This is a genomic window from Georgenia wutianyii (assembly GCF_006349365.1).
Classification (GTDB): domain Bacteria; phylum Actinomycetota; class Actinomycetes; order Actinomycetales; family Actinomycetaceae; genus Oceanitalea; species Oceanitalea wutianyii.
Genome location: NZ_CP040899.1, coordinates 1,477,951 through 1,501,383 on the forward strand (window position 1 = coordinate 1,477,951; position 23,433 = coordinate 1,501,383).

The following is a 23,433-nucleotide window of genomic DNA, read 5'->3' on the forward strand; positions in this document are numbered from 1 at the left end:
GTAGGATGAATCGTGGCTGAGTCTGGCACGGCGCGACCGCTGCGTCGAGAGGGTCTCGTCGGGCAGGCGGCCGCACGCTTCCGCGAGGAGGTCGTCTCCGGGCGCTGGCCCGTCGGGGACAAGATCCCCACCGAGGCGGACCTCGCGGCGACGTTCGGGATCGGGCGCAACACGGTGCGCGAGGCGGTGCAGTCCCTCGTCCACGCCGGGCTGCTGCGCCGCGAGCAGGGCCGCGGCACCTACGTCATCTCGAGCTCGGAGCTCAGCGGCTCACTGGAGCGTCAGCTCGCCGGCGGCACGCGCAGGCACTACCTCGAGCTGCGCCTCGCCCTGGACAGCACGGCGGCGTCCCTCGCCGCCCAGCACCGCACCGACGCCGACGTCGAGCTGCTCCGTCGCCTGCGCGACCGGCGCGAGGCGGCCTGGGCGAGTGACGACGTCGACCTCCGGACCGCCGCGGACCTCGACCTGCACCGCGCGATCGTCGCCTCGACCCACAACCCGCTGTACGTCCGGCTCTACGACGACATGCTCGACGTCTTCGCCCGGCACATGCGCGACGACGAGGGCGCCGACGAGGCGTCGGTACACCGGCTCCACGACGAGCTCGTCGAGGCCGTCGCGGCTCAGGACGCCGGGCGCGCCGCCGCTCTCGTCTCCGCGATCGTCGAGCCGTTCATGGGCCGACCGGCGGGCCCTGGCGCAGCTGCGCCTCGATGAGCGCGTCCTCCTCGTCCGCGTCGGTGCGCCGGCGCGACGGGCGGGCCGGCTGGGCCGGCGCGCTGCCCTCGGCCGCCTCCCGCCGGGCCAGGACGACGAACCCGACGAGCGTGCCCACGGCGAACACCCACCACTGGAACGCGTAGGACAGGTGGGATCCCGGCGTCGTCCCAGGGCGCGGGAAGGCGTGCAGGCCGGCGGGCGCCGCCCCGTCCTCGCTCGTCGCCATGACGTACCCGTCGAGCAGGTCCGCGCCCTCGACGCCCGCGGCGGCGGCGACCGTCGCCGGGTCGATGCTGTACACCTGCCCCTCCGGGGCGGTCCGCGCGTCCGGGCTCTCCGCCTGGCGCACGCGCCCGACGAGGTCGACCTCGCCCGCCGGGTACGGGGGCGGGACCGGGGCACCGTCACCGAGGGGCAGCCAGCCGCGGTCGACGACGACGAGGCCGCCGTCGTCGGTGCGCAGCAGGGCGAGGACGCGGGCCGCAGCGTTCCCGTCGACGGGACGGTTGCGCACCGTCACCTGCTCCCCGACGTAGCTGCCCTCCAGGGCCACGCTGCGCCAGACGGCGTCGGCGGGGACCGCGCCGTCGGCCACGTCCGCGAGGGGGGCCGTGTGCAGGTCGTAGTTCGTCGTCACGAGGTCGTTCGCGGCGGCGCGGGTCTCGTGCCGGTCGAGCTGCCAGCGTCCCAGGAGGACGCACGCCGTGGCGACGACGACGGCGATCGCCGCCACCCCGAGCCAGCGGCGCGTGCGCAGGAAGGCCCAGCGGCTCATGTCTCGCTGACCGGCACGACCTCACGCAGGAAGGAGCGCTTCCCGAGGAAGGTCTCGAGGTGCTCGCGGTGCCCGTCGCAGGCCAGCCACGTCTTGCGGCGGTCCTCGGTGTGCAGCTTGGGGTTGTTCCACAGCAGGGCCCACCGAGCGGTCTCGCGGCAGCCCTTGGCGCTGCACACCCGCTCGTCCGGGCCCTCGGACGCGGCGAACGCGCTCACCTCAGGTAGCCACCTCTCAGGTCGACGGGCGGGAAGGTCCGGCGGGGTGCCCCGACCTCCGGCGCGCCCGGTGTCCCGATCAGGGTATCGGCTTCCTTCGGGCGCTCGGTCCCGGCGTTGGCGAGGACGACCGCGACGTACGGAACGAAGATCGCTCCCGCGGCCATGACCCAGCGCAGCCACCCCTCGGTGAAGTAGATCCCCACGAAGCAGCCCGTGCGGATCGACATCGAGATGAGGTAGCGGACGGCGCGCCCGTGGACGTCCTCGCTCAGCGACCTCCGCGCCGAGGTGATCGCGTGGACGCGGGCCTTCCTGCTCACTTGGCAAGGGTAGTCCTCGGACGCCTCCGCCGCTCCGGTGCTCCGGTCGGCTACCGTTCGACCGGGACACGGAGGAGGACACATGAACGACACCGAGCCACGCAGCGTGCTCGTCACCGGCGCCAGCCGGGGGATCGGCCGCGCCGTCGCCGAGGCGTTCGTCGCCGCGGGGGACCGCGTCGCGACGATCCACCGGGGCGGCGACCTGCCCGACGGTGTGCTCGGCGTGCGCGGCGACATGCGTGACACCGCCGCCGTCGACGCCGCGATCAGCGAGATCGAGGAGGCGCACGGCCTCGTCGAGGTGCTCGTCGCCAACGCCGGGATGACCCGCGACCAGCTCCTCATGCGGATGAGCGACGAGGAGTTCGAGGAGGTCCTCGACGTCAACCTCACCGGGGTCTTCCGCTGCGTGCGGCGCGTGTCCAAGGGCATGATCCGCAAGCGCGGCGGGCGGATCGTCCTCATGGGCTCGGTCGTCGGGATGTACGGCAACGCCGGCCAGGTGAACTACTCCGCGACGAAGGCGGGGCTCATCGGCATGGCGCGGTCCATCACCCGCGAGCTCGGCTCGCGCAACATCACCGCCAACGTCATCGCCCCCGGCTTCATCGACACCGACATGACCCGGGCGCTGCCCGACGCGCAGCAGGAGAAGCTGCGCGCCGCCATCCCCGCCGGCCGCTTCGGCGACGTCTCCGACATCGTCGGGGCCGTGCAGTACCTCGCCTCGCCCGCCGCCGCCTACGTCTCCGGGGCCGTCATCCCCGTCGACGGCGGACTCGGCATGGGCCACTGACCCCCGACAAGGAGACACACACCATGGGCCTTCTCGACGGCAAGACGCTGCTCGTCACCGGCGTGCTCAAGGACAACTCGATCGCCTTCCACGTCGCGCGCCTCGCCCAGGAGGAGGGCGCGACCGTCATCCTCACCTCCTTCGGCCGCCAGCTGCGCCTCACCCAGGTGACCGCCCGGCGCCTGCCGGTCGAGGCGCCCGTCGTCGAGCTCGACGTCACGAGCTCCGAGGACCTCGCCGCGCTGGCCGAGCGGGTGCGTGAGCACACCGACCACCTCGACGGCGTCGTCCACTCCATCGGCTTCGCGCCCCAGTCGGTCATGGGCGGCAACTTCCTCGCGGGGGAGTGGGCCGACGTCGCCACGGCGATGGAGGTCTCGGCGTTCTCCCTCAAGTCCCTGGCGGTGGCGACGCAGCCGCTGCTCACCCGGGGCGCGGGGATCGTCGGCCTCACCTTCGACGCGTCCTTCGCGTGGCCGGTGTACGACTGGATGGGCGTGGCCAAGGCCGCGTTCGAGTCCACGGCGCGCTACCTCGCCCGTGACCTCGGCCCCGAGGGGATCCGCGTCAACCTCGTCTCCGCCGGCCCGATCCGCACGACCGCCGCCACCTCCATCCCCGGCTTCGAGCAGATGGAGAGCGTCTGGGCCGAGCGCGCGCCGCTCGGCTGGGACGTCAAGGACGCAGAGCCGACCGCCCGGGCCGTCGTCGCGCTGTGCTCGGACTGGTTCCCCGCGACGACCGCGGAGATCGTCCACGTCGACGGCGGCGTCCACGCGATGGGGCAGTAGGTGACGGGCCGCACGCTCGTGCTGCTGCGCCACGCGCACGCCGAGCCGGAGACCAGCCTCGGCGACGCGCGGCGCACGCTGTCCGCCCACGGCCGGCGCCAGGCGGCGGCCCTCGGTCCGGTCCTCGCCGAGCAGCTGGGCCACGTCGACGTCGCGCTCGTCTCGAGCGCGCTGCGCACGACCGAGACCTACAAGCTCGTCGCGAGCGGCCTGCCGGAGGCACCCGCCGCGGACGTGCGCGAGGAGCTCTACGCGGCCGGCCCTCGCGAGGTGCTCGCGCTCCTCGCGGAGGTCCCCGAGGACGTGGAGCAGGTGCTCGTCGTCGGCCACGAGCCGACGATCTCCTCCCTCGCGCACCTCCTCGACGGTGAGCGCAGCGCCCTGGCCGAGATGCTGTTCCTGGGGATCAGCACCGCCAACGCCGCCGTCCTCGAGGTGCCGGTGCCGTGGGCGGACCTCGACCGCTCGACGGCCCGCCTCGTCAGGATCCTGCGTCCCGAGCCCTGAGCGCGGCCCCCGGCGGGATGTGCGCGCCGGTCCCGCGGAGGGACTGCTGATCGACACCTGTCCCGGCGTGTCGCCCCGTGTCTCCGACTTCGCGCAGACCGTCGGCCCGCTAGGAGGACGGTGTGTCCGCGAGGAAGTCGCTCAGCACCCGTGCGAGGTGGTCGGGGACGTGCTCGGCCATGTGGTGCCCGGACTCGATGCCGTGCCCGGTGACGTGCTCGGCCCAGCTCCGCCAGATTGCCAGGACATCGCCGTACAGGTCCTCGAGGTCGTCCTGGAGGGACCACAGCACCAACAGTGGTTGCTGAACACGCCGCCCGGCCTCCCGGTCGGCGCGCTCGTGGCCGGCATCGACGGTCAGCCCGGCCCGGTAGTCCTCCACCATGCCCCGGACAACCTCCGGGTCGTGGATCGCAGCCCGCCACTCGGCGTAGTTCTCGGTCCCCATCGACCGTGGGTCGCCGCGGTACCAGGAGTCCGGGTCTGCGGTGATGACGCGCTCCGGCACCTCGGGCTGAGCGTAGAAGAACCAGTGCCACCACGCGGTCGCGAAGCGGGCATCGGCACGGTCGAGGTGCTCGCTGATGGGCAAGCTGTCCAGCAGGGCGGCCCGGGTAACCCGGTCGGGGTGGTCCAAGGCCATCCGCAGGGCGACGTAGCTGCCACGGTCGTGCCCGACGACGGCGAACCGCCCGTGCCCGAGCCGCTCCATCGCGGCCACCAGGTGCCGGGCACTGGCCCTCTTGGAGTGTGCCGCGTGGTCCGGCGCTGGTGGGGGCTTCCCGGACCGGCCGTAGCCGGGGAGGTCGGCGCAGACGACGGAGAATCCCTGCTCGACCAGCAGCGGCGCGACCAGGTGCCAGGTGGCGGAGGTACGGGGATGGCCGTGCAGCAGGAGGACGGCCGGACCGTCACCGCCGTGGCGCACGAACAGGTCCAGCCCGGCGGCCTCGACCAGCTCAGCGCGGAACCCCTCGAACACGCCAACACCCTGGCCCGCACCCGTCAGCTGTGCAACAGGCCGCGAGGGCTGCGCGGCCTGGGAGCGCCGGGCCTCAGCCGCCGAGGAGGCCGAGCACCGCGTCGAGGCGCGGGAAGGTGACGGCCGCGCGCGCCTGCTCCTGCACCACGGGCTTGGCGCAGTAGGCGACGCCGAGGCCGGCGGCGGCAAGCATGTCGAGGTCGTTCGCCCCGTCCCCGACGGCGACGACGCGGGCGAGCGGCACGCCGTCGGCCTGCGCCCACGCGCGCAGGTGGCGCTCCTTGGCCGCCCGGTCGACGACCGGCCCGGTCGTGCGGCCCGTGAGCCGTCCGCCGTCGACCTCGAGCCGGTTCGCCTCGACGTGGTCGATGCCGAGCTCCGCGGCCAGCGGGCCGACGACCTCGAGGAAGCCTCCCGACACGAGCCCGACCCGCCCGCCGCGCTCCTGCACGGCGGCGACGAGCTCGCGCGCACCGGCCGACAGCTCGACGGCGGCGCGCACCTCCTCGAGCACCGCGACGTCCAGCCCGGCGAGGGTCGCCACCCGCTCCCGCAGGCTGGCGGCGAAGTCGAGCTCCCCGCGCATCGCCCGCTCGGTGACCTCGGCGACCTGCTCGCGGGTGCCGGCGTGCTCGGCGAGCAGCTCGATGACCTCGGCGGTGATGAGCGTGGAGTCGACGTCCATGACGAGCAGCCCGACGCCGTCGGCGGCCAGCGGCCCGGCGCTCACCCCGACGTCCACGCCCAGCGCCGTCGCCGGGGCGCGCAGCTCGGCGGCCAGGGCGACGTCGACGTCGGCCGCGGCACCGGCCAGCGGCACCCCGGTGAGCGCCACCCCGGACCAGCCGGGACGGGAGGTGTCGGAGGCGAGGACGTCGCCGGCGACCGTGCCGAGCAGCGCTCTCGCGTGCTCGACGAGGGACGGCGGGACGGGGCGGGCGGAGACGAGACCGATACGGATCACGCGCCACAGGCTACGGCGAACCGCACCCCGCCCGCGCCCGTGCCTCACCGCCGGACGGTGGCCCCCTTCGGCACGACGGTGATGCCCGACTCGGTGACGACGAACCCGCGCTCGAGGTCGCGCTCGAGGTCCACGCCCACCTGGGCGCCGTCGGCGATCCGCACGTTCTTGTCGATGATCGCCCGGTGGACGACGGCGTTGCGCCCGACGTCGACGTTGTCGAAGACCACCGAGTCGCGCACCGAGGACCACGAGTTGATCTTCGTCCCGGGGGAGATCACCGAGCCCATGACCTCACCGCCGGAGACGATGACGCCGGGGGAGACGAGGGAGTCCAGAGCGTGCCCGAGGCGCTCCCGGTGGCCGTAGACGAACTTCGCCGGCGGCAGCCCGGCGTTGCCGGTGAACAGCGGCCAGTCCTGGTTGTAGAGGTTGAACACCGGGGAGACCGAGATGAGGTCCTGGTGGGCGTCGTAGTACGCGTCGATGTTCCCCACGTCGCGCCAGTAGCCGTGGTCCCGCTCGGACACGCCGGGCACGAGGTTGTCCTTGAAGTCGTAGACGCCGGCCTGGCCGCGCTCGACGAACCACGGCACGAGGCTGCCGCCCATGTCGTGCGCGGAACCCTGGTCCTCCGCGTCCACCCGCAGGGCCTCGATGAGCGCGTCGGTCGACAGGACGTAGTTGCCCATCGAGGCGAGCACCTCGCCCGGGGAGTCGGGCAGGCCCTCGGGGTCCTGCGGCTTCTCGAGGAACGCCCGGATCCGGCGCGGGTCGGCCGGGTCGACGTCGATGACGCCGAGCTGGTCGGCCAGGGCGATCGGCTGGCGGATGCCCGCGACCGTCATCGCGGCCCCCGAGTCGATGTGCTGCTCCACCATCTGGGAGAAGTCCATGCGGTAGATGTTGTCCGCACCGACGATGACGACGATGTCGGGCTGCTCGTCGTCGATGAGGTTGAGCGACTGGTAGATCGCGTCGGCGCTGCCGAGGAACCAGTGCTTGCCCACCCGCTGCTGCGCCGGCACCGGCGCCACGTAGTTGCCGAGGTGGGTCGACAGCCGCCACGTCTTGGAGATGTGGCGGTCCAGGCTGTGCGACTTGTACTGCGTGAGGACGACCACACGCAGGTAGCCGGAGTTGACGATGTTCGACAGGGCGAAGTCGATGAGCCGGTAGATCCCGCCGAACGGGACTGCGGGCTTGGCCCGCTCCTCGGTGAGGGGCATGAGTCGTTTGCCCTCACCTCCGGCGAGGACGATCGCGAGGACACGGGGCGAGTGGGGGCGCCGAGGGGACATGAGGCCGACTCTAGGGCTGCTTAGATGGTCATGCAGACATTTGAGCCGTTGCCAGGCCGAGGAGGTCACGATGCGAGTCGACATGCTCACCCGGGAGTACCCCCCGCAGGTGTACGGCGGTGCCGGTGTCCACGTCACCGAGCTCGCCCGGGTGCTGGGCACCCGCGCGGACGTTCGTGTCCACTGCTTCGGCGGTCCTCGCGAGGACGCCGGGGACCAGGTGCGCGGCTACTCCGACGTCACCGAGCTCGCCGGCGCGAACCCCGCGCTGCAGACCTTCGGCGTGGACCTCGAGATGGCCGACGGCGTCCGTGGGACCGACATCGTCCACTCCCACACCTGGTACGCGAACCTCGCCGGGCACCTCGGCGGGCTGCTCCACGGCGTGCCGCACGTGCTCTCGGCGCACTCCCTCGAGCCGCTGCGCCCGTGGAAGGCCGAGCAGCTGGGCGGCGGCTACGCGCTGTCCTCCTGGGCCGAGCGCACCGCCTACGAGGGCGCGGACGGGATCATCGCGGTGAGCGCCGGCATGCGCGAGGACATCCTGCGCGTCTACCCGTCGGTGGACCCGGAGAAGGTCGCCGTCATCCACAACGGCATCGACCTCACCGGCTGGCAGCGGCCCACGGGCGAGGAGGCGGAGCACGCCGAGCGGGTCGCCCGCAGCCACGGCATCGACCCGAGCCGCCCCGCCGTCGTCTTCGTCGGGCGCATCACCCGCCAGAAGGGCCTGCCGCACCTGCTGCGCGCCGCCCGCTCCCTGCCCGCGGACGTCCAGCTCGTCCTGTGCGCCGGCGCGCCGGACACCCCGGCCCTCGCGGCCGAGGTCCGGGCCGGCGTGGAGGAGCTGCGCGCGACCCGCTCGGGCGTGGTCTGGATCGACACCATGCTCCCGCGGCGCGACCTCATCGCGGTCCTCACCGCGTGCACCGTCTTCGTCTGCCCCTCGGTCTACGAGCCGCTCGGCATCGTCAACCTCGAGGCGATGGCCGTGGGCCTGCCCGTCGTCGGCAGCGCGACCGGCGGCATCCCCGAGGTCGTGGACGACGGCGTCACCGGCGTCCTCGTCCCCATCGACCAGGTCTCCGACGGCACCGGCACCCCCGTGGACCCGGAGCGTTTCGAGGCGGACCTCGCCGCCGCGCTCACCGCCGTCGCCGGCGACGAGCAGCGCGCCCGCGAGATGGGCGCCGCGGGCCGTCGCCGCGCCGAGGAGCACTTCTCGTGGGAGGCGATCGCCGAGCGGACCCTGGAGTTCTACGCGAGCGTGCTCGCCCGCCGCTGACACGTCAGCGGGCGCGGACCACGCCCCCGGAGACGTGGCTGACGCTCGCCGCGGCGAGCGCCCGCCGGGCCGTGTGCTCCAGGCCGCGCAGCACCTCGGCGCGTGCCGCTCCCTGCCGGGCCAGCACCGCGCCGCCGTCGTCCTCCAGCGCGAGCTGGACGATCGACAGCAGCCGCGCCGCCCGGACGAGCACCTCGACCCGCGCCGGCTCCAGGCCGGGCGGCAGCAGGTCGGTGGACAGGTCGTCGTGGAGCAGGTGCGCCGCCTGGCGCGCCACGTCCGGCCGCCAGCTCGCGAGGTCGAGGGCCTCGAGCGCCTCACCGGCCGTGACGAGGGCCTTGGCGATCTCCTGGCGCGCCTGGCGCAGCGAGCCGACGAGGCCGAGCAGCGTCGGCACCGGGCGCTCGGCGAACGGGAAGGGGTGGAGCACCCAGCGCACGAGGGTGCCGGGCTCGAGGTCGCTGCCGAAGGACTCGACGTGCGGCACGACCGCCCACGAGCCGCCCTCGGTGCGGATGAGCAGGCACTGCCCGGCGTCGACGGCGTCGAGCAGCGCCACCCCGGGCAGGCCGGTGACGTGCCCGGGCACGGGCAGGACGGCGCCGACGTCGGTGACGCCCTGCCCCACGATCCGCCCGACCATCTCCCGCAGCGAGCGGACCGCGCCGTCGGGCCGGTCCATGACGTGGGTGTCGGAGCCTGCGACGGCCCGCAGGGCCGCCTCCATGAGCTGGTCGGGCACCTCACCGCTGCGTTCACCCGCGATGGTCACCGGAGGGAGCCAGAGTGCGGCGAGGACGGCGTGGGGGAGGACGAGTTCGGGCACGCCCCCACGGTAGACGCCCGGCGGGGGACGTGGCGGATAGGCTCGGAGCATGAGCAATGTGCTGCGCCTGGCGGACGTGACCCTGCGACGAGGAGCGAAGACGATCCTCGACGGCGTGGACTGGTCGGTGGACGACGGCCAGCGCTGGGTGGTGCTCGGCCCCAACGGCGCGGGCAAGACGACCGTGCTCCAGCTGGCCGCCGCGCGGATGTTCCCCACCGAGGGCTCCGTGGAGATCCTCGGCGACCGCCTCGGCACCGTCGACACCTCCGAGCTGCGCACCCGCATCGGCCTCGCCTCCGCGGCCCTCGCCGACCGGATCCCCGGGCGGGAGCGGGTGCTCGACGTCGTCCTCACCGCCTCCTACGGCGTCACCGGCCGCTGGCGGGAGAGCTACGACGAGTACGACACCTCCCGCGCCCGCGACCTGCTCGCCGCCTTCGCCGTCGACCAGCTCGTCGACCGCCACTTCGGCTCGCTGAGCGAGGGCGAGCGCAAGCGCGTGCAGATCGCCCGCGCCCTCATGGCCGACCCCGAGCTGCTCCTCCTCGACGAGCCCGCCGCAGGGCTGGACCTCGGGGGCCGCGAGGAGCTCGTCGCGGCGCTCTCCGAGCTCGCGGGCGACCGGCGCTCACCCGTCATCGTCCTCGTCACCCACCACGTCGAGGAGATCCCGCCGGGCTTCGGCCACGCGCTGCTCCTGCGCTCGGGCACCGTCGAGGCGGCCGGACCGCTCGAGGAGGTCCTCACCCCGCAGCACCTCTCGCGCACCTTCGGCCTCGACCTCGAGGTCGAGCGGCACCGTGGGCGCTGGAGCGCCCGCGCGGCCGGTCGCTGAGCCGGAAGTCCGGCCCGGGGACCCGCCCCGGTCGGTAGGATCGAGCGCGAGGAGGACGACGATGGCGTGGTTGTGGTGGTTGGGCGGAGCCCTGGTGCTCGGCGTCGTGGAGATGCTCACGGTCGACCTCATCTTCCTCATGTTCGCCGGCGGTGCGCTGGCGGGCGGGGGAGTGGCGCTGCTCGGCGGCCCGCTGTGGGCGCAGATCGCCGCCTTCGCCGTCGTGTCGACCGTCCTGCTCGTCGCCGTGCGCCCCTGGGCGATCGGCTACCTCAAGCGCTCCACCCCCGACACCGTGACCAACGTCGCCGCGCACGTCGGGCGCACCGCCGAGGTGCTCATGGACGTCACCGACCGCGCCGGGCGGGTCAAGCTCGTCGGTGAGGTCTGGACGGCCCGCACCGCGGAGCCCGGCACCGTGCTGCCGACCGGCACCACCGTCCAGGTGGTGCGCATCGACGGGGCGACGGCGATCGTCGCGCCCGTGCCTGTCACCTACCCCGAATAGGAGCCTCGTGACCGACAACCCCGGTGGCCTCGTGCTCACCGTCGTCCTCGTCCTGCTCGCCCTGTTCGTCGTCGTCGCGATCTGGCGGGCGGTCCGGATCGTGCCGCAGGCCGTGGCGCTCATCGTCGAGCGGCTGGGCAAGTTCAACACCGTGATGTACGCGGGCCTGCACTTCCTCATCCCGTTCGTCGACCGGGTCCGCGCCGGTGTCGACCTCCGCGAGCAGGTCGTCTCCTTCCCCCCGCAGCCGGTGATCACCTCCGACAACCTCGTCGTGTCGATCGACACGGTCATCTACTTCCAGGTGACCGACCCCAAGGCCGCGACCTACGAGATCGCCAACTACATCACCGGTATCGAGCAGCTGACGGTGACGACGCTGCGCAACGTCATCGGCTCGATGGACCTCGAGCAGACCCTCACCAGCCGCGACCAGATCAACGGCCAGCTGCGCGGGGTGCTCGACGAGGCGACCGGCCGCTGGGGCATCCGCGTCAACCGGGTCGAGCTCAAGTCGATCGACCCGCCGCAGAGCATCCAGGGCGCGATGGAGCAGCAGATGCGCGCCGAGCGGGACCGCCGCGCCGCCATCCTCACCGCCGAGGGCGTCAAGCAGTCCCAGATCCTCACCGCCGAGGGCGAGAAGCAGTCCTCGATCCTGCGGGCCGAGGGCCAGGCGCAGTCCGCGATCCTCCGGGCGCAGGGTGAGTCCCGCGCGATCCTCCAGGTCTTCGACGCCATCCACCGGGGCAAGCCCGACTCCAAGCTCCTCGCCTACCAGTACCTGCAGATGCTGCCGGAGCTGGCGAACAAGGAGTCGAGCAAGTTCTTCGTCATCCCGACCGAGTTCACCGCGGCGCTGGGCGCCATCTCCAAGGGCTTCGGTGGCGGTGGGCCGGTCGGCGGCCCCGACGACGACTCCGGCCCGAGGCCCGAGGTCGACTTCGGGCCCCACGGCAGCTCCATGGCGGCCGGCCTGGCCGCTGCGAGCCTCCAGGACCCGGACGAGGCGCTGGCCCAGGCCCGCAGCGAGGCGCAGCAGGCCACCTCGGAGGCGAACGCCGCGGGGGAGCGCTCGGGCCGGCCCTTCTCCGGCCCCGCCGAGCGCGGCCAGCGGCCGGCGGAGGACGAGCCGCAGGCCCGTGGCCGCCGTGCCGCCGACCAGTCGCGCTTCGCCCCGCCCCCGCCGCCCACCGGCACGCCCGCGCCGCTGCCGCCGGTGGGGCAGCCGCCGGCCACGTCGCCGGAGCCGCCGAGCTCCCACCAGCCCGGCCCGACGGCGGGCCCGCCGAGCACGGTCGACCCGACGCAGGACCAGCCCCCGCAGCAGTAGGCCCGACGCCCGACGGCGCGCCGCCCACCCGGTGGCGCGCCGTCGTCGTGCGTGCATGCCGAGAGCGAAATCGGTCCGCGGGTGTCGGAGGGCCGACCTACCCTGGCCACAGCCCCACCGGGCGGTGTACGGAAAGGCACTCATGCTGCTGTCCCTGTTGCGGCGCTACCTGCGCCCCTACCGCCGCGACGTCGTCATCGTCGTGCTCCTGCAGTTCGTCCAGACGATCGCGGCACTCTCGCTGCCCACGCTCAACGCCGACATCATCAACGACGGCGTCGTCGGCGGGGACCTCGGCTACATCGTGCGCACCGGCGGGGTCATGCTCGCCATCAGCGGCGTCCAGGTCGTCACCGCCGTGGCCGCGGTCTACCTCGGCGCGCGCACGGCGATGGGTGTGGGCCGCGACCTGCGCCACGACGTGTTCTCGCGGGTCCAGCGCTTCTCGGTGGCCGAGGCCGGGCGCTTCGGGGCGCCCTCGCTCATCACCCGCTCGACGAACGACGTCCAGCAGGTCCAGATGGTCACCCTCATGACCTTCACCGTCATCGTCATGGCGCCGATCATGATGATCGGCGGCGTCGCGATGGCGATCCGGCAGGACGTCGGGCTCTCCGGGCTCCTCCTCGTCGTCGTCCCGGCCCTCCTGGGCGTGATGGTCTTCATCGCGCTGCGGATGGGGCCGCTGTTCCGGCTCATCCAGACCCGCATCGACCGGATCAACCGCGTCATGCGCGAGCAGATCACCGGGGTCCGGGTCATCCGCGCCTTCAACCGCCAGGCGGGGGAGCGGGAGCGCTTCGCCCAGGCCAACACCGAGCTCATGGACACGAGCCTGCGCGTCGGCTACCTCATGGCGCTCATGTTCCCCGTCGTCCAGGTCATCCTCAACGCCTCGTCGGTGGCCGTCGTGTGGTTCGGCGCCGGGCGCATCGAGGCCGGTGCCATGGAGGTCGGCTCGCTCGTCGCCTTCCTCAACTACCTCATGCAGATCCTCATCTCGGTCCTCATGGCCTCGATGATGTTCATGATGGTGCCCCGCGCCGCGGTGTCCGCCGAGCGCATCGAGGCCGTCCTCGGCACCGAGCCGAGCATCGTCGCCCCCGAGCGTCCGCGCCGGCTCCCGGAGGGGCAGGTCGTCCTCGAGCTCGACCACGCGACGTTCGGCTACGCCGGCGCGGACGAGCCGGTGCTCCACGACGTCTCCCTGCGCCTCGAGCCCGGCCGCACCACCGCCGTCATCGGCGCCACCGGCTCGGGCAAGTCGACGCTCGTCAACCTCCTGCCGCGCCTCGTCGACCCGACCGGCGGCACGGTCCGGGCCGCCGGGATCGACGTGCGCGAGCTCGACCCTGCCGAGCTGCGCGCCCGGGTCTCCCTCGTGCCCCAGCGCGCCTACCTCTTCTCCGGGACCATCGCCTCGACGCTGCGCTTCGCGGCCCCCGAGGCCACCGACGAGGAGCTGTGGGCCGCGCTCGACGCCGCGCAGGCCAGTGAGTTCGTCGCCGGGCTCGGCCTGGACGCACGCGTGGAGCAGGGCGGGTCGAACTTCTCCGGCGGCCAGCGCCAGCGCCTCGCCATCGCCCGCGCGCTGCTCAAGAAGGCCGACCTCTACGTCTTCGACGACTCCTTCTCCGCGCTCGACTACGCCACCGACGCCCGGCTGCGCGCCGGGCTGCCGGCGGCCACCGCCGGGGCTGCCGTCCTCATCGTCGCCCAGCGGGTGGCGACCATCCGCGACGCCGACGAGATCGTCGTCCTCGACGAGGGGCGGGTCGTCGGCCGCGGTACCCACGCCGAGCTCATGGAGAGCAACGAGACCTACCGGGAGATCGTCCTGTCCCAGCTGAGCGTGCAGGAGGCGGCATGAGTCACCACGGGCGAGGGCCCGGCCTGCCGCCGGGGGAGAGGTCGGCGAACTTCGGGGCGTCGCTGCGTCGTCTGCTCGGCTCCATGGCGCACGAGCGGGTGCGACTCGTCGTCGTCGTCGTGCTCGCCGTCGTCGCGGTCGCGCTGCAGGTCCTGGGCCCGGCGCTGCTCGGCCGGGCGACGAACATCGTCTTCGACGGCGTCGTGGGCCGGATGCTCGGGGAGATGCTGCCGTCGGGGTTCAGCAAGGAGCAGGCGGTCGACGCACTCCGGGCTGCCGGGAACGACCAGCTCGCCGACCTCGTCCGGGGGATGGACGTCGTGCCCGGTCAGGGCATCGACTTCGGCGCCCTCGGCCAGACGATCCTCCTCGTCCTCGGCGTCTACCTCGCCGCGGCCGCCTTCCTGTGGGTGCAGGGCCGCATGCTCGCCGGGGTCGTCCAGCGCACCGCCTTCGCGCTGCGCCGCGACGTCCAGGCGAAGATCGACCGTCTGCCGCTGCGCGAGCTCGACTCCCACGCCCGCGGCGACGTCCTGTCCCGGGTGACCAACGACATCGACAACGTCTCCCAGACGCTCCAGCAGACGCTGTCGCAGGTGGTGACGTCGCTCGTCACCGTCGTCGGCGTGCTCGTCATGATGTTCGTCCTGTCCTGGCAGCTCGCGCTCATCGCGCTCGTCACCGTGCCGCTGTCGGCGTGGGCGACCATGCTCATCGCCAAGCGCGCCCAGCCGCACTTCGTCGCCCAGTGGAAGTCCACCGGCGACCTCGGCGGCAAGGTCGAGGAAGCCTTCACCGGCCACGAGCTCGTCACCGCGTTCAACGCCCAGGAGGGCGTGCGCGAGGGCTTCGACACCGACAACGGCCGGCTCTACCAGGCGAGCTTCCGGTCCCAGTTCATCTCCGGGACGATCATGCCGATGATGGGGTTCGTCGGGAACCTCAACTACGTGCTGGTCGCCGTCGTCGGCGGCCTGCGGGTGGCCTCGGGCGACCTCAGCCTCGGGTCCGTGCAGGCGTTCATCCAGTACTCGCGCCAGTTCAGCCAGCCGCTCGCCCAGCTCGCCTCGATGGCCAACCTCGTCCAGTCCGGGGTGGCGTCCGCCGAGCGGATCTTCGAGGTCATGGACTCCCCGGAGGAGTCGGCCGACCCGCAGCCCGGCCGGCGCCCCGACGTCGTGCGCGGGGAGGTCCGGTTCCAGGAGGTCGCCTTCAGCTACGACCCGGAGCGTCCCCTCATCACGCGCCTGGACCTCGACGTCGCCCCGGGCCAGACGGTCGCCGTCGTCGGCCCGACCGGGGCCGGCAAGACGACCCTCGTCAACCTCCTCATGCGCTTCTACGAGATCGACTCCGGCGCCATCCTGCTCGACGGCGTCGACACCCGGGAGATGACCCGGCACGACCTGCGCGAGCCGATCGGCATGGTCCTGCAGGACACGTGGCTCTTCGAGGGGACGATCGCGGAGAACATCGCCTTCGGGCGCCGGGACGCCACCGGCGAGGACGTGCGCCGCGCGGCGCGGGCCGCGAGCGTCGACCGGTTCGTCCACGGCCTGCCCAAGGGCTACGACACGGTCATCGACGAGGAGGGCGGCGGCGTCTCGGCGGGGGAGAAGCAGCTCATCACCATCGCGCGTGCCTTCCTGGCCGACCCGCAGCTGCTCATCCTCGACGAGGCGACGAGCTCGGTGGACACGCGCACCGAGATGCTCGTCCAGCAGGCGATGACCGAGCTGCGCAAGGGCCGCACCTCCTTCGTCATCGCCCACCGGCTGAGCACCATCCGCGACGCGGACGTCATCCTCGTCATGGAGCACGGCGACATCGTCGAGCAGGGCACCCACGAGGAGCTCCTCGCCGCCGACGGCGCCTACGCCCGCCTCTACCGCAGCCAGTTCGCCGCCCCCGTGTCCGTCGACGACTGACCCGGCCGGACCCCCTCTGCGCCGAGCGCTGGATCCTGCACGGCACAATGTCGGTGTGCCGCTCATCCGCCTCACCGACCCTGACGACGACCGCCTCGCCGACTACACCCGGCTCACCGACGTCGCGCTGCGCCGCACGCTCGAGCCCGAGCGTGGCCTCTACATGGCCGAGAGCAGCAACGTCATCTCCCGGGCCGTGGCGGCGGGGCACCGCCCCCGGTCCTTCCTCATGGCCGAGCGGTGGCTGGAGAGCATGGCCCCGGTCATCGCCGCGGCGTGCGACGGCGCGCCGGACGGCGGCCCGGACGTGCCCGTCTTCGTCGCCGACGAGGCGCTGCTGCGGGAGATCACCGGCTTCCACCTCCACCGCGGGGCGCTGGCCGCGATGCACCGGCCCGCTCTGCGGCCGGTCGAGGAGGTCGTCGCCGGGGCGCGCCGGGTGGCGGTCTTCGACGGGATGGTCGACCACACGAACCTCGGGGCAGCGTTCCGCAGCGCGGCCGCGCTCGGCGTCGACGCCGTCCTCATGACGCCCACCTCGGCCGACCCGTTGTACCGCCGCTCGGTCCGGGTCTCCATGGGCACCGTGTTCCAGGTGCCGTGGACGCGGCTGGAGTCCTGGCCCGGCGCCATCACCGAGGCACAGCGCCTCGGCTACACGGTCGCCGCCCTCGCGCTGAGCGACGACTCGATCACCCTGGACGAGTACGTCGCCGAGAACCACGAGCGCTCGGCCTACGTCTTCGGACCCGAGGGCCACGGCCTGTCACCGAAGGTGCTCGCGATGGCCGACCGCGTGGTGCGCATCCCGATGTCCGCCGGCGTCGACTCCCTCAACGTCGCAGCCTCGGCCGCCGTCGTCTTCTACGCGACCCGGTAAAGCCCGGTCGCGCCGTGCCGTCGATACGGTGGCGGGGTGCGACCCCTCCGCCCCGCCGTGGCCGCGTTCGTGCTCGTCGTCGGGACAGCGGGCTGCGTCGACACCGGCCCGGAGACGGCCTACTGCGACCCGCAGGATCCGGTCGTCTCGCCGATGAGGGTCGCGCCCGGGGCGGAGGTCACGGTCGAGGTCGGCGGTGTGGACGAGGTCGGCGGCTGCGAGCCGCGCCTGCCCGAGGGTGCCCGCTACGAGATCGAGATGCGGTGGCACGGCTCCGGGACGTCGCTCGGCACGGTCCGGCCCGACGAGGACGGCGCCGGTAGTGGGACGTTCACGGTGCCCGCCGACGTGCCCGCCGGCACTGCCGAGGTGTCGGTGGACCTCGAGGGCGCGCGGACGATCTGCGAGATCGACCCGACGATGAGCTGTCCGAAGAACCCCTTCGCAGCCGTCGAGGTGATCAGCTGAGGCTCAGGCGCGGCGGACGGTCACTGGCGGTGGGTCGGTGAGCGTGCGGGCGACGACGCAGTAGCGCTCGGTGAGCTCGAGCAGCTTGGTGACCGTGGCGTCGTCCGCATCGGTGTCGACGTCGACGACCACCTCGACGGACGTGAGGCCCACCGGTGTCTCGCGGTCCACGCCGAGGGTGCCGCGGGCGTCCCACGTGCCGTTGGCCGTCACGGAGGCCGAGCGCAGCTCGACGCCCATCGCGGTGGCGACGGAGGAGAGGGTGACCCCGGCGCAGGCGACGAGGGCCTGGAGGACGATGTCCGCCGAGCACGCCTGGCTGCCGTCGCCGCCGGTGGCCGGGTGCAGCCCGGCGACGACCTCCCCGGCCGACGTCGGCACGGTCGCGGTCAGGGCCTGCTGGTCCACCCGCGCCGTCGCGGTGCTGGTGACGCGCGCGCTGCCCGGGTCCTCCTTGTAGGCCGCCTTGAGGGGGCGCTGGCGGGCGCGCAGCGCTGCGGACGCGGCCTGTGCAGGGCTGGTCGTCTCGGTCATGGTTCCTCCGTCGGGTGTCCGGGCATCAGACCACCGGGCTCCGCAGGCGGTCAACGGGTGCACACGTGGCGAGACGCGCCCGGTGACCCTGAGACAATTCCCCGGTGTTCCACGTCGTCTTCCACGAGCCGTGCATCCCCCCGAACACCGGGAACGCCATCCGGATGGTCGCCTGCACCGGTGCGACCCTCCACCTCGTCGAGCCGCTCGGCTTCGAGCTGAGCGACGCGCACCTGCGCCGCGCCGGCCTGGACTACCACGACCTCGCGCGCGTCGTCGTCCACCCGGACCTCGACGCCGCGCTCGCCTCCATCGGGCCCGCGCGGGTCTACGCCTTCACCGGCCACGGCGGGACCGGCTTCGCCGACGTCGCCTACGCGCCCGGCGACGTCCTGCTCTTCGGGACCGAGCCGACCGGGCTGCCGGCCGACGTGCTCGCCGACCCGCGCGTCACGGCCCGGGTGCGCATCCCCATGCTCCCCGGCGCCCGCTCGATGAACCTGTCGAACTGCGCTGCGATCGCCACCTACGAGGCCTGGCGTCAGCAGGGCTTCGCGGGCGGGGTGTAGCGGGTGGGCGGCTGGCCGCGCGGGAGCGGCACACGTAGGGTCGGGTCTGGAAGGGAGAGCGGGACATGGGCAAGGTGACGGCGATCGTCAAGGCCGCGGCGCGTTTCGGGCCGGTGGTCTACCCGGTCGTGAAGAAGGGCGCGGTCATGCTGCGCGAGAACCCCGAGCTCGCCTCCCAGGTCCAGCGGCTGCTCAACGGGCTGTCCAAGGCCCGCGCGGCGCGCTCGCGCCCGGAGGGCCTGCGCCGCTCCGTGGAGGTGCTGCGCGGACAGGCCCAGCGCGCCCTCGCGGGGGCGGACACCCCCGCCGAGGCCGCCCGCGCCGAGGGCTGGCTGCTCCAGGCGGACAAGCTCGACAGCGCCATCGACCTCATGTCGCTCCACGACCGCAAGGCCCAGACTGCCGACGCCGCCGCGATCGAGGCGCGCGTCGAGGAGCTCTTCGCGCAGATCTTCACCGCGCTCGTCCGGCGCGACGACCCGGACGCCGCCCAGCTCCCGCCCGCCTGACCTCGGCTCGGCGGGCTCAGCCGACCGGCAGCCCGAGCCCCTCGACCACCTCCGCGCCGGGCAGCGCGGCGAGCAGGTCGCCGGGCAGGAGGAGCTTGGACCGGCGCACGCCGCTGCCGACGATCGCCGGCCCGTCGGCGTCCACGGACGCGTCGACGAGCAGCCGCCACTCCTGCGGCAGCCCGACGGGCGTGATGCCGCCGTACTCCATGCCCGAGGCCTCCACCGCCCGGTCCGTCGGCCAGAACGAGGCCTTGCGCACGTCGAGCAGCCGCCGGACGGTGGAGTTGACGTCGGCGCGGGTGGTCGCGCGGACGGCGCAGGCGGCCACCCGCTCCTCCCCGGCCCGCTTCCCGGCGACCAGCACGCAGTTGACCGAGGCCTCCAGCGGCAGCTCGTAGGCCTCCGTCATCGCGGCCGTGTCGGCGAGGTCGGGGTCGATCTGCGCGACCCGGACCTCGGCGGCCCGTGGCAGGTCCTCCAGGGCCCGGCGGACCGGCTCGGCGAGCAGGTCCGGCCGCTGCAGGGCGGGCACCCACGTGAGGGTGCCGTACCGCAGCGGCCCGTCCGGCGTCGTCGTCGGCTCGCTCACTGCTGGAAGGTCGGGGCGATGACGGCGCGGGCGATCGTGTGGAAGAGGGCCACGAAGGCGACGCGGGTGGGGCTGTCGTCGGGGTCGAGGTCGAGGGAGTCGGTGTCCAGCGCGTGCACCGCGAAGTAGTAGCGGTGCGGACGGTCGCCGGCGGGCGGCGCGGCGCCCGTGTAGGCGTGGGTGCCGCCGTCGTTGCGCACGTGGTAGGCGGCGCCGGGCAGCATGAGGTCGCTCTCGCCCCAGCCCTGCTCGAGCTCGGTGAGGTCGACCGGGAGGTCGACGATCGTCCAGTGCCAGAACCCGGCCGGCGTCGGCGCGTCGGGGTCGAAGCAGTTGACGAGGAAGCTCTGCGTCCCGGCGGGGAAGCCGGACCACGCGAGGTGGGGGGAGACGTTGCCGCCCTCGGCGGTGAACGGGGCGTCCATCGGCTGCCCGTCGGCGACGTCGTCACTGCGCAGGGTGAAGGACGGCACGGCGGGGAGCAGGTCGTACGGGGCGGGGGCAACAGGGCGTTGCAGGTCCATCGAGGCCTCCTCTGGGGTGGGTGCAGGCCCAACCTACGGTGCCGGGCCGGGCGGCGCAGGCAGCGTCGGGCCCGTGTCGGTACCCCCTGTCATGATCGAACAGGAGTTCGATAAACTGTGGAGGTGGAGATGACGGCGACTCATGCGGACCGCATGGCGACCGCCCGCCGGGCCCTCGAGCGGGCCGAGGCGGCGGCCGGCCTGCGGACCCGTCTCGCCGCTCCGCTCCGGCTCGCCCCTGCCAGCGCGCCTGCCCCGGCGCCCACCCCGGACGCTGCCCCCTCCCAGCCGCCGGCCGAGGCGTCCGCCCGGCCGGCAGCCGCCGCGCACCCTGCCGCGCCCGGGTCGGTCATCGGCGGCGGCATGTCCGAGCACCTCCCGGTGCCAGCCGTGCTCGCCGGGTTCTTCCCGGCCGACGGACTGCGCCGGGGCAGTGTGGTCCAGGTCGGCGGGTCCTCCTCCCTCCTGCTCGCCCTCCTCGCCGCCGCCCAGGGGGAGGGGTGGGCCGGGCTCGCCGCCCTGCCGGACGTCGGGCTGCAGGCCGCCGCCGAGGCCGGGCTCGCCCTCGAGCGCGCCCTCCTCGTGCCGCGCCCCGGCCCGGAGGCCGCCTCCGTCGTCGGGGCCCTCGTCGACGGCGTCGACGTGCTGGCCGTGGGTGACTGCCGGGCGCTCAGTGCCCGGGACCGGCGGTTGCTGTCCGCGCGGCTGCGCAGCCGCGGTGCGGTGCTGCTGAGCACGGCGCACTGGCCGGGGGCCGACGTCGTGCTGCGGGCGGGGGAGGCCCGCAGCACCGGCGTGGGGAAGGGCTGGGGCCGGGTGACGGGCGGGGAGGTCACCGTCCACGGCCGCTCCCGCAGCGGGGCGGCCGGCCGGGTCAGGGTGTCCCTCGGACCCGCCGGGCTCGGTCCCGTGGCCGACCGGGAGCACGCGACTCCGGTGGCCGCGCCGCAGCCCGTCGCGGGTGCCCGTCCGCCCCTGCAGGCGGTGTCCTGATGAGCGCCCCCGCCACCGCCCCGGCAGCGGCCGCGCTCCCGGCCCTGCGGCGCGCGGTGCTGTGGGTGCCGGACTGGCCCGTGGCCGCGGCCGTCGCCGAGGGTGCGGTCGGCAGCCACGAGCCCGTCGCGGTGCACGACTCCCGCGGGGTCCTCGTGTGCTCCGCAGCCGCCCGCGCGGCGGGGGTGCGCCGGGGCATGCGCCGGCGCACCGCCCAGGGGCTGTGCCCCGAGCTCGTCCTGCTCGCCGCGGACGAGAACCGCGACGCCCGGGCCTTCGAACCGCTGGTCCAGGCGGTGGAGGACGTCGTCGTCGGGGTCGAGGTCGCCCGGCCGGGTGTCCTGCTCATGCCCGCCCGCGGGCCCAGCCGGCACGCCGGCGGTGAGGAGGAGCTCGCCGCGCTGCTCGTCGGGACGGTCGCCGAGGAGACCGGCGCCGAGTGCCAGGTGGGGGTGGCCGACGGCCTGCTCGCCGCACTGCTCGCGGCACGGGCCGGGGTGCTCGTACCGCCGGGCGGCGGTGCGGACTTCCTCGCCACGCAGGACGTGCGGCTGCTCGACCTCGCCGCCACCACCCGGGAGCGGCGGGCCGAGCTCGGGGAGCTCACCGACCTCCTGCGGCGGCTCGGGCTGCGGACCCTCGGCGCGCTCGCGGCCCTGGAGCCGGGGGACGTCGCGGCACGGTTCGGCACCCTCGGTCTGCTCGCCCACCGGCTGGCCCGCGGCGGGGACGTCGCCGTCCCCGCGCCGCGGCGGCCCGAGCAGGACGTCACCGTCCGCACCGACCTCGACCCGCCCGCCGCCCGGTCCGACGTCGCCGCCTTCGCCGCGCGCGCACTGGCCGAGGAGCTCGCCGAGCGGCTGCAGCGCCGCGGCGTCGTCTGCGGCCGGGTCGAGGTGCTCGCGCGCACGGAGGACGGCACCGAGCTCGCCCGCACCTGGCGGCTGGACGTCGCCCCGAGCGCCGCCGAGCTCACCGACCGGGTGCGCTGGCAGCTCGACGGCTGGCTGGCCGGGCGCAGCGCCCGCCCGCCGAGCGCCCCGCTCGTGCACCTGGAGCTGCTCGCCCAGGAGGTCAGCCCCGCAGCGGCGGTGAGCGAGGGCCTGTGGGGGCGGCGCGGGCGCGGGGAGGTCCAGGCGGAGCGGGCGGCGCTGCGCGTCCAGGGGCTGCTCGGCGCCGAGGGGGTGCTCGTCCCCGTCCTGCAGGGCGGCCGCGACCCGCGCACCCGGGTGCGCCTGGTCGCGTGGGGGGACGACCCCGTCCCCGTCCTGCGGCCCGACGCGCCCTGGCCCGGGCAGCTGCCCTCCCCGGCCCCGGGCACCCTGCTCGAGGAGCGCCGCGCCGTCGACGTCCTCGACGTCGCCCGCCGCCCCGTCACGGTCGACGCCCGGGCCCGGCTGAGCGGGGAGCCCGCACGCGTCGTCGACGAGGGCGAGAGCCGGGAGGTGGTCGGCTGGGCGGGACCGTGGTCGATGTGGGAGCGCTGGTGGGCGCGCGGGCGGCGCCGGGCCTGGCTGCAGGTCGTCCTGTCCGACGGCGTGGCCCGGCTGCTCGCCCTCGAGTCCGGCACGTGGTGGCTCGAGGGGGTCTACGACTGAGCCGGGCGACCGGCGTGCAGCTTGAGCAGGACGAGGTGCTGAGGCTGGGCTCCGGCCTCCGCCGCGGTGGCCTCGCGAGCGACTCCGTCCTCGCCGGTGACTGGGACGGCGACGGCGCCGACACCCTCGGGGTGCGCCGCACCCCCTGACGCCGCCGTGTCACGGCGGGCGGAGGGGGACGAAGCGGTAGCTGCCGTAGGAGTCGGTGCGCAGGCGCCCGCCGTCCAGGCGGGCGAGGACGAGCCGGCCGCGGACCGGCAGGACCATCCGGCCGCTGTCGCCCAGCTGGTCCAGGAGCGCCTCGGGCAGGTGCCCGGCCTCGGCCGAGACGAGGATCCGGTCGTAGGGGGCGTGGGCGGGCAGGCCGAGCGCGCCGGGGACGGCCGGCTCGATCCGGGCCGGGGCGCCGCCGCCGCGCGTCGTGGTGAAGGCCGCGAGGTTCGCCCGGCCGACGTCGACGAGCGCCGGCTCGAGCTCGACCCCGACGACCTCGCCGGCCGGGGCGACGAGCCGGGCGAGGATCGCGGTGGTCCAGCCGGAGCCGGAGCCGACGTCGAGCACCCGGTGCCCCGGTGCGGCGCCGAGCAGGACGAGCATCTGGGCGACGGTGCTCGGCTGGGAGCAGGTGGCATGGTGCCCGATGGGCAGCGCCTGGTCGGCGTCGGCGAACCGGTGCTGGTCGGGCGGCAGGAACGTGCGCCGGTCGACCTCGGCCATCGCCTCGCCGACCCGGTCCCCGGCACCGGGACGCTCCATGCCCCCATCCTCACGCGGCCCGGGCACCGCCGCCAGGGA

The 23,433-nt window shown here is 74.3% G+C and carries 28 protein-coding genes; 17 read left to right on the top strand and 11 right to left on the bottom strand.

What is annotated here, in order from left to right; all coding sequences use genetic code 11:
- Positions 1-12: 12 nt before the first annotated feature.
- On the top strand, positions 13-720 hold the full coding sequence (locus FE251_RS06550; protein ID WP_139073135.1) for a FadR/GntR family transcriptional regulator: 708 nt from the start codon (positions 13-15) through the stop codon (positions 718-720).
- Here FE251_RS06550 and FE251_RS06555 read toward each other — a convergent pair.
- From FE251_RS06555 to FE251_RS06565, 3 genes are read right to left on the bottom strand one after another with little or no spacing between them, the layout of a single operon-like run.
- A complete protein-coding gene (locus FE251_RS06555; protein WP_139948311.1) occupies positions 677-1,498 on the bottom strand; it encodes an SURF1 family cytochrome oxidase biogenesis protein in 822 nt (273 codons plus the stop codon). The two genes, FE251_RS06550 and FE251_RS06555, sit on opposite strands and share 44 nt — an antisense overlap.
- Positions 1,495-1,716 carry a hypothetical protein gene (locus tag FE251_RS06560; RefSeq protein ID WP_139073137.1) on the bottom strand — a complete coding sequence of 74 codons (222 nt, stop codon included), beginning with the start codon at positions 1,714-1,716 and terminating at the stop codon, positions 1,495-1,497. The genes FE251_RS06555 and FE251_RS06560 overlap by 4 nt, the downstream gene beginning before the upstream one ends.
- Positions 1,713-2,039, bottom strand: a complete 327-nt coding sequence (locus FE251_RS06565; protein WP_230976568.1) for a DUF3099 domain-containing protein — start codon at positions 2,037-2,039, stop codon at positions 1,713-1,715. Before FE251_RS06565 ends, FE251_RS06560 begins: the two co-directional genes overlap by 4 nt.
- Positions 2,040-2,121: 82 nt before the next feature.
- Here FE251_RS06565 and fabG point away from each other — a divergent pair, with 82 nt between their 5' ends.
- The 3 genes from fabG to FE251_RS06580 are packed head-to-tail and all read left to right on the top strand — an operon-like array spanning position 2,122 to position 4,136.
- Complete coding sequence (fabG, locus tag FE251_RS06570; RefSeq protein ID WP_139073138.1) at positions 2,122-2,838, top strand: 3-oxoacyl-ACP reductase FabG; 717 nt, start codon at positions 2,122-2,124, stop codon at positions 2,836-2,838.
- Between the two features lie 23 nt (positions 2,839-2,861).
- Complete coding sequence (gene fabI / locus FE251_RS06575; RefSeq protein WP_139948312.1) at positions 2,862-3,629, top strand: enoyl-ACP reductase FabI; 768 nt, start codon at positions 2,862-2,864, stop codon at positions 3,627-3,629.
- The gene (locus tag FE251_RS06580) at positions 3,630-4,136 is read left to right on the top strand and encodes a SixA phosphatase family protein (RefSeq protein WP_139948313.1); all 507 of its coding nucleotides are present in this window, start codon (positions 3,630-3,632) and stop codon (positions 4,134-4,136) included.
- 109 nt (positions 4,137-4,245) lie between these two features.
- Here the strand turns inward: FE251_RS06580 and FE251_RS06585 are convergent, their stop codons facing one another.
- The 3 genes from FE251_RS06585 to glgC form a co-directional block, all read right to left on the bottom strand.
- Complete coding sequence (locus FE251_RS06585) at positions 4,246-5,118, bottom strand: alpha/beta fold hydrolase (protein WP_139948314.1); 873 nt, start codon at positions 5,116-5,118, stop codon at positions 4,246-4,248.
- 73 nt (positions 5,119-5,191) lie between these two features.
- Complete coding sequence (serB, locus tag FE251_RS06590) at positions 5,192-6,082, bottom strand: phosphoserine phosphatase SerB (protein WP_230976569.1); 891 nt, start codon at positions 6,080-6,082, stop codon at positions 5,192-5,194.
- 44 nt (positions 6,083-6,126) lie between these two features.
- Positions 6,127-7,383, bottom strand: coding sequence for a glucose-1-phosphate adenylyltransferase (gene glgC, locus FE251_RS06595; RefSeq protein WP_139073142.1), 1,257 nt, complete (start codon positions 7,381-7,383; stop codon positions 6,127-6,129).
- A gap of 70 nt (positions 7,384-7,453) precedes the next feature.
- Between glgC and glgA the strand changes: the two genes are divergently transcribed.
- Positions 7,454-8,668 carry a glycogen synthase gene (gene glgA / locus FE251_RS06600; protein WP_139073143.1) on the top strand — a complete coding sequence of 405 codons (1,215 nt, stop codon included), beginning with the start codon at positions 7,454-7,456 and terminating at the stop codon, positions 8,666-8,668.
- Positions 8,669-8,672: 4 nt separating this feature from the next.
- On the opposite strand, the gene FE251_RS06605 is transcribed toward glgA, so the two are convergent.
- The gene (locus FE251_RS06605) at positions 8,673-9,494 is read right to left on the bottom strand and encodes a hypothetical protein (protein ID WP_139073144.1); all 822 of its coding nucleotides are present in this window, start codon (positions 9,492-9,494) and stop codon (positions 8,673-8,675) included.
- Between the two features lie 49 nt (positions 9,495-9,543).
- On the opposite strand from FE251_RS06605, the gene FE251_RS06610 reads away from it, so the two are divergent.
- The 7 genes from FE251_RS06610 (at position 9,544) to FE251_RS06640 (ending at position 17,319) form a co-directional block, all read left to right on the top strand.
- Positions 9,544-10,332, top strand: a complete 789-nt coding sequence (locus FE251_RS06610; RefSeq protein WP_139948315.1) for an ABC transporter ATP-binding protein — start codon at positions 9,544-9,546, stop codon at positions 10,330-10,332.
- A 61-nt stretch (positions 10,333-10,393) separates the two neighbouring features.
- On the top strand, positions 10,394-10,840 hold the full coding sequence (locus FE251_RS06615) for an NfeD family protein (protein ID WP_139073146.1): 447 nt from the start codon (positions 10,394-10,396) through the stop codon (positions 10,838-10,840).
- A gap of 7 nt (positions 10,841-10,847) precedes the next feature.
- Positions 10,848-12,173: an SPFH domain-containing protein gene (locus FE251_RS06620; RefSeq protein ID WP_139948316.1), complete on the top strand. Its 1,326-nt coding sequence runs from the start codon at positions 10,848-10,850 to the stop codon at positions 12,171-12,173.
- A gap of 142 nt (positions 12,174-12,315) precedes the next feature.
- Positions 12,316-14,043, top strand: coding sequence for an ABC transporter ATP-binding protein (locus tag FE251_RS06625; protein WP_139948317.1), 1,728 nt, complete (start codon positions 12,316-12,318; stop codon positions 14,041-14,043).
- Positions 14,040-15,971 (top strand): ABC transporter transmembrane domain-containing protein, encoded by a 1,932-nt coding sequence (locus FE251_RS06630; RefSeq protein WP_139948318.1) that lies wholly within the window; start codon positions 14,040-14,042, stop codon positions 15,969-15,971. Before FE251_RS06625 ends, FE251_RS06630 begins: the two co-directional genes overlap by 4 nt.
- 55 nt (positions 15,972-16,026) lie before the next feature.
- Complete coding sequence (locus FE251_RS06635; RefSeq protein ID WP_218013705.1) at positions 16,027-16,851, top strand: TrmH family RNA methyltransferase; 825 nt, start codon at positions 16,027-16,029, stop codon at positions 16,849-16,851.
- A 36-nt stretch (positions 16,852-16,887) separates the two neighbouring features.
- A complete protein-coding gene (locus FE251_RS06640; protein WP_139948319.1) occupies positions 16,888-17,319 on the top strand; it encodes a COG1361 family protein in 432 nt (143 codons plus the stop codon).
- Between the two features lie 3 nt (positions 17,320-17,322).
- Here the strand turns inward: FE251_RS06640 and FE251_RS06645 are convergent, their stop codons facing one another.
- Complete coding sequence (locus tag FE251_RS06645) at positions 17,323-17,853, bottom strand: OsmC family protein (protein WP_139948320.1); 531 nt, start codon at positions 17,851-17,853, stop codon at positions 17,323-17,325.
- A 104-nt stretch (positions 17,854-17,957) separates the two neighbouring features.
- On the opposite strand from FE251_RS06645, the gene FE251_RS06650 reads away from it, so the two are divergent.
- Complete coding sequence (locus FE251_RS06650) at positions 17,958-18,422, top strand: tRNA (cytidine(34)-2'-O)-methyltransferase (RefSeq protein WP_139948321.1); 465 nt, start codon at positions 17,958-17,960, stop codon at positions 18,420-18,422.
- A gap of 65 nt (positions 18,423-18,487) precedes the next feature.
- Entirely contained in the window at positions 18,488-18,931 is a 444-nt protein-coding gene (locus FE251_RS06655; RefSeq protein ID WP_139948322.1) for a hypothetical protein, read from the top strand.
- Positions 18,932-18,947: 16 nt separating this feature from the next.
- Here the strand turns inward: FE251_RS06655 and FE251_RS06660 are convergent, their stop codons facing one another.
- Positions 18,948-19,523 carry a YbaK/EbsC family protein gene (locus tag FE251_RS06660; protein ID WP_230976571.1) on the bottom strand — a complete coding sequence of 192 codons (576 nt, stop codon included), beginning with the start codon at positions 19,521-19,523 and terminating at the stop codon, positions 18,948-18,950.
- Positions 19,520-20,047 carry a YbhB/YbcL family Raf kinase inhibitor-like protein gene (locus FE251_RS06665; protein WP_139948323.1) on the bottom strand — a complete coding sequence of 176 codons (528 nt, stop codon included), beginning with the start codon at positions 20,045-20,047 and terminating at the stop codon, positions 19,520-19,522. Before FE251_RS06665 ends, FE251_RS06660 begins: the two co-directional genes overlap by 4 nt.
- A gap of 129 nt (positions 20,048-20,176) precedes the next feature.
- Between FE251_RS06665 and FE251_RS06670 the strand changes: the two genes are divergently transcribed.
- The 3 genes from FE251_RS06670 to FE251_RS15940 are packed head-to-tail and all read left to right on the top strand — an operon-like array spanning position 20,177 to position 22,787.
- Complete coding sequence (locus tag FE251_RS06670; protein WP_139948324.1) at positions 20,177-21,040, top strand: hypothetical protein; 864 nt, start codon at positions 20,177-20,179, stop codon at positions 21,038-21,040.
- A complete protein-coding gene (locus FE251_RS06675) occupies positions 21,040-22,638 on the top strand; it encodes a Y-family DNA polymerase (RefSeq protein ID WP_139948325.1) in 1,599 nt (532 codons plus the stop codon). Before FE251_RS06670 ends, FE251_RS06675 begins: the two co-directional genes overlap by 1 nt.
- A gap of 14 nt (positions 22,639-22,652) precedes the next feature.
- Positions 22,653-22,787, top strand: coding sequence for a hypothetical protein (locus tag FE251_RS15940; protein WP_269144724.1), 135 nt, complete (start codon positions 22,653-22,655; stop codon positions 22,785-22,787).
- A gap of 10 nt (positions 22,788-22,797) precedes the next feature.
- Here the strand turns inward: FE251_RS15940 and FE251_RS06680 are convergent, their stop codons facing one another.
- Positions 22,798-23,394, bottom strand: coding sequence for a protein-L-isoaspartate O-methyltransferase family protein (locus tag FE251_RS06680; RefSeq protein WP_139948326.1), 597 nt, complete (start codon positions 23,392-23,394; stop codon positions 22,798-22,800).
- Positions 23,395-23,433: the final 39 nt, after the last annotated feature.

What these genes read in the sequence shown, in the direction of transcription:
- glgC (WP_139073142.1), bottom strand. Translation starts at nt 7,383, where the DNA reads ATGTCCCCTCGGCGCCCCCACTCGCCCCGTGTCCTCGCGATCGTCCTC.
- FE251_RS06645 (WP_139948320.1), bottom strand. Translation starts at nt 17,853, where the DNA reads ATGACCGAGACGACCAGCCCTGCACAGGCCGCGTCCGCAGCGCTGCGC.
- FE251_RS06555 (WP_139948311.1), bottom strand. Translation starts at nt 1,498, where the DNA reads ATGAGCCGCTGGGCCTTCCTGCGCACGCGCCGCTGGCTCGGGGTGGCG.
- FE251_RS06680 (WP_139948326.1), bottom strand. Translation starts at nt 23,394, where the DNA reads ATGGAGCGTCCCGGTGCCGGGGACCGGGTCGGCGAGGCGATGGCCGAG.
- FE251_RS06670 (WP_139948324.1), top strand. Translation starts at nt 20,177, where the DNA reads ATGACGGCGACTCATGCGGACCGCATGGCGACCGCCCGCCGGGCCCTC.
- FE251_RS06675 (WP_139948325.1), top strand. Translation starts at nt 21,040, where the DNA reads ATGAGCGCCCCCGCCACCGCCCCGGCAGCGGCCGCGCTCCCGGCCCTG.
- FE251_RS06655 (WP_139948322.1), top strand. Translation starts at nt 18,488, where the DNA reads ATGGGCAAGGTGACGGCGATCGTCAAGGCCGCGGCGCGTTTCGGGCCG.
- fabI (WP_139948312.1), top strand. Translation starts at nt 2,862, where the DNA reads ATGGGCCTTCTCGACGGCAAGACGCTGCTCGTCACCGGCGTGCTCAAG.
- FE251_RS06625 (WP_139948317.1), top strand. Translation starts at nt 12,316, where the DNA reads ATGCTGCTGTCCCTGTTGCGGCGCTACCTGCGCCCCTACCGCCGCGAC.
- FE251_RS06665 (WP_139948323.1), bottom strand. Translation starts at nt 20,047, where the DNA reads ATGGACCTGCAACGCCCTGTTGCCCCCGCCCCGTACGACCTGCTCCCC.
- fabG (WP_139073138.1), top strand. Translation starts at nt 2,122, where the DNA reads ATGAACGACACCGAGCCACGCAGCGTGCTCGTCACCGGCGCCAGCCGG.
- glgA (WP_139073143.1), top strand. Translation starts at nt 7,454, where the DNA reads ATGCGAGTCGACATGCTCACCCGGGAGTACCCCCCGCAGGTGTACGGC.
- FE251_RS06610 (WP_139948315.1), top strand. Translation starts at nt 9,544, where the DNA reads ATGAGCAATGTGCTGCGCCTGGCGGACGTGACCCTGCGACGAGGAGCG.
- FE251_RS06630 (WP_139948318.1), top strand. Translation starts at nt 14,040, where the DNA reads ATGAGTCACCACGGGCGAGGGCCCGGCCTGCCGCCGGGGGAGAGGTCG.
- FE251_RS06615 (WP_139073146.1), top strand. Translation starts at nt 10,394, where the DNA reads ATGGCGTGGTTGTGGTGGTTGGGCGGAGCCCTGGTGCTCGGCGTCGTG.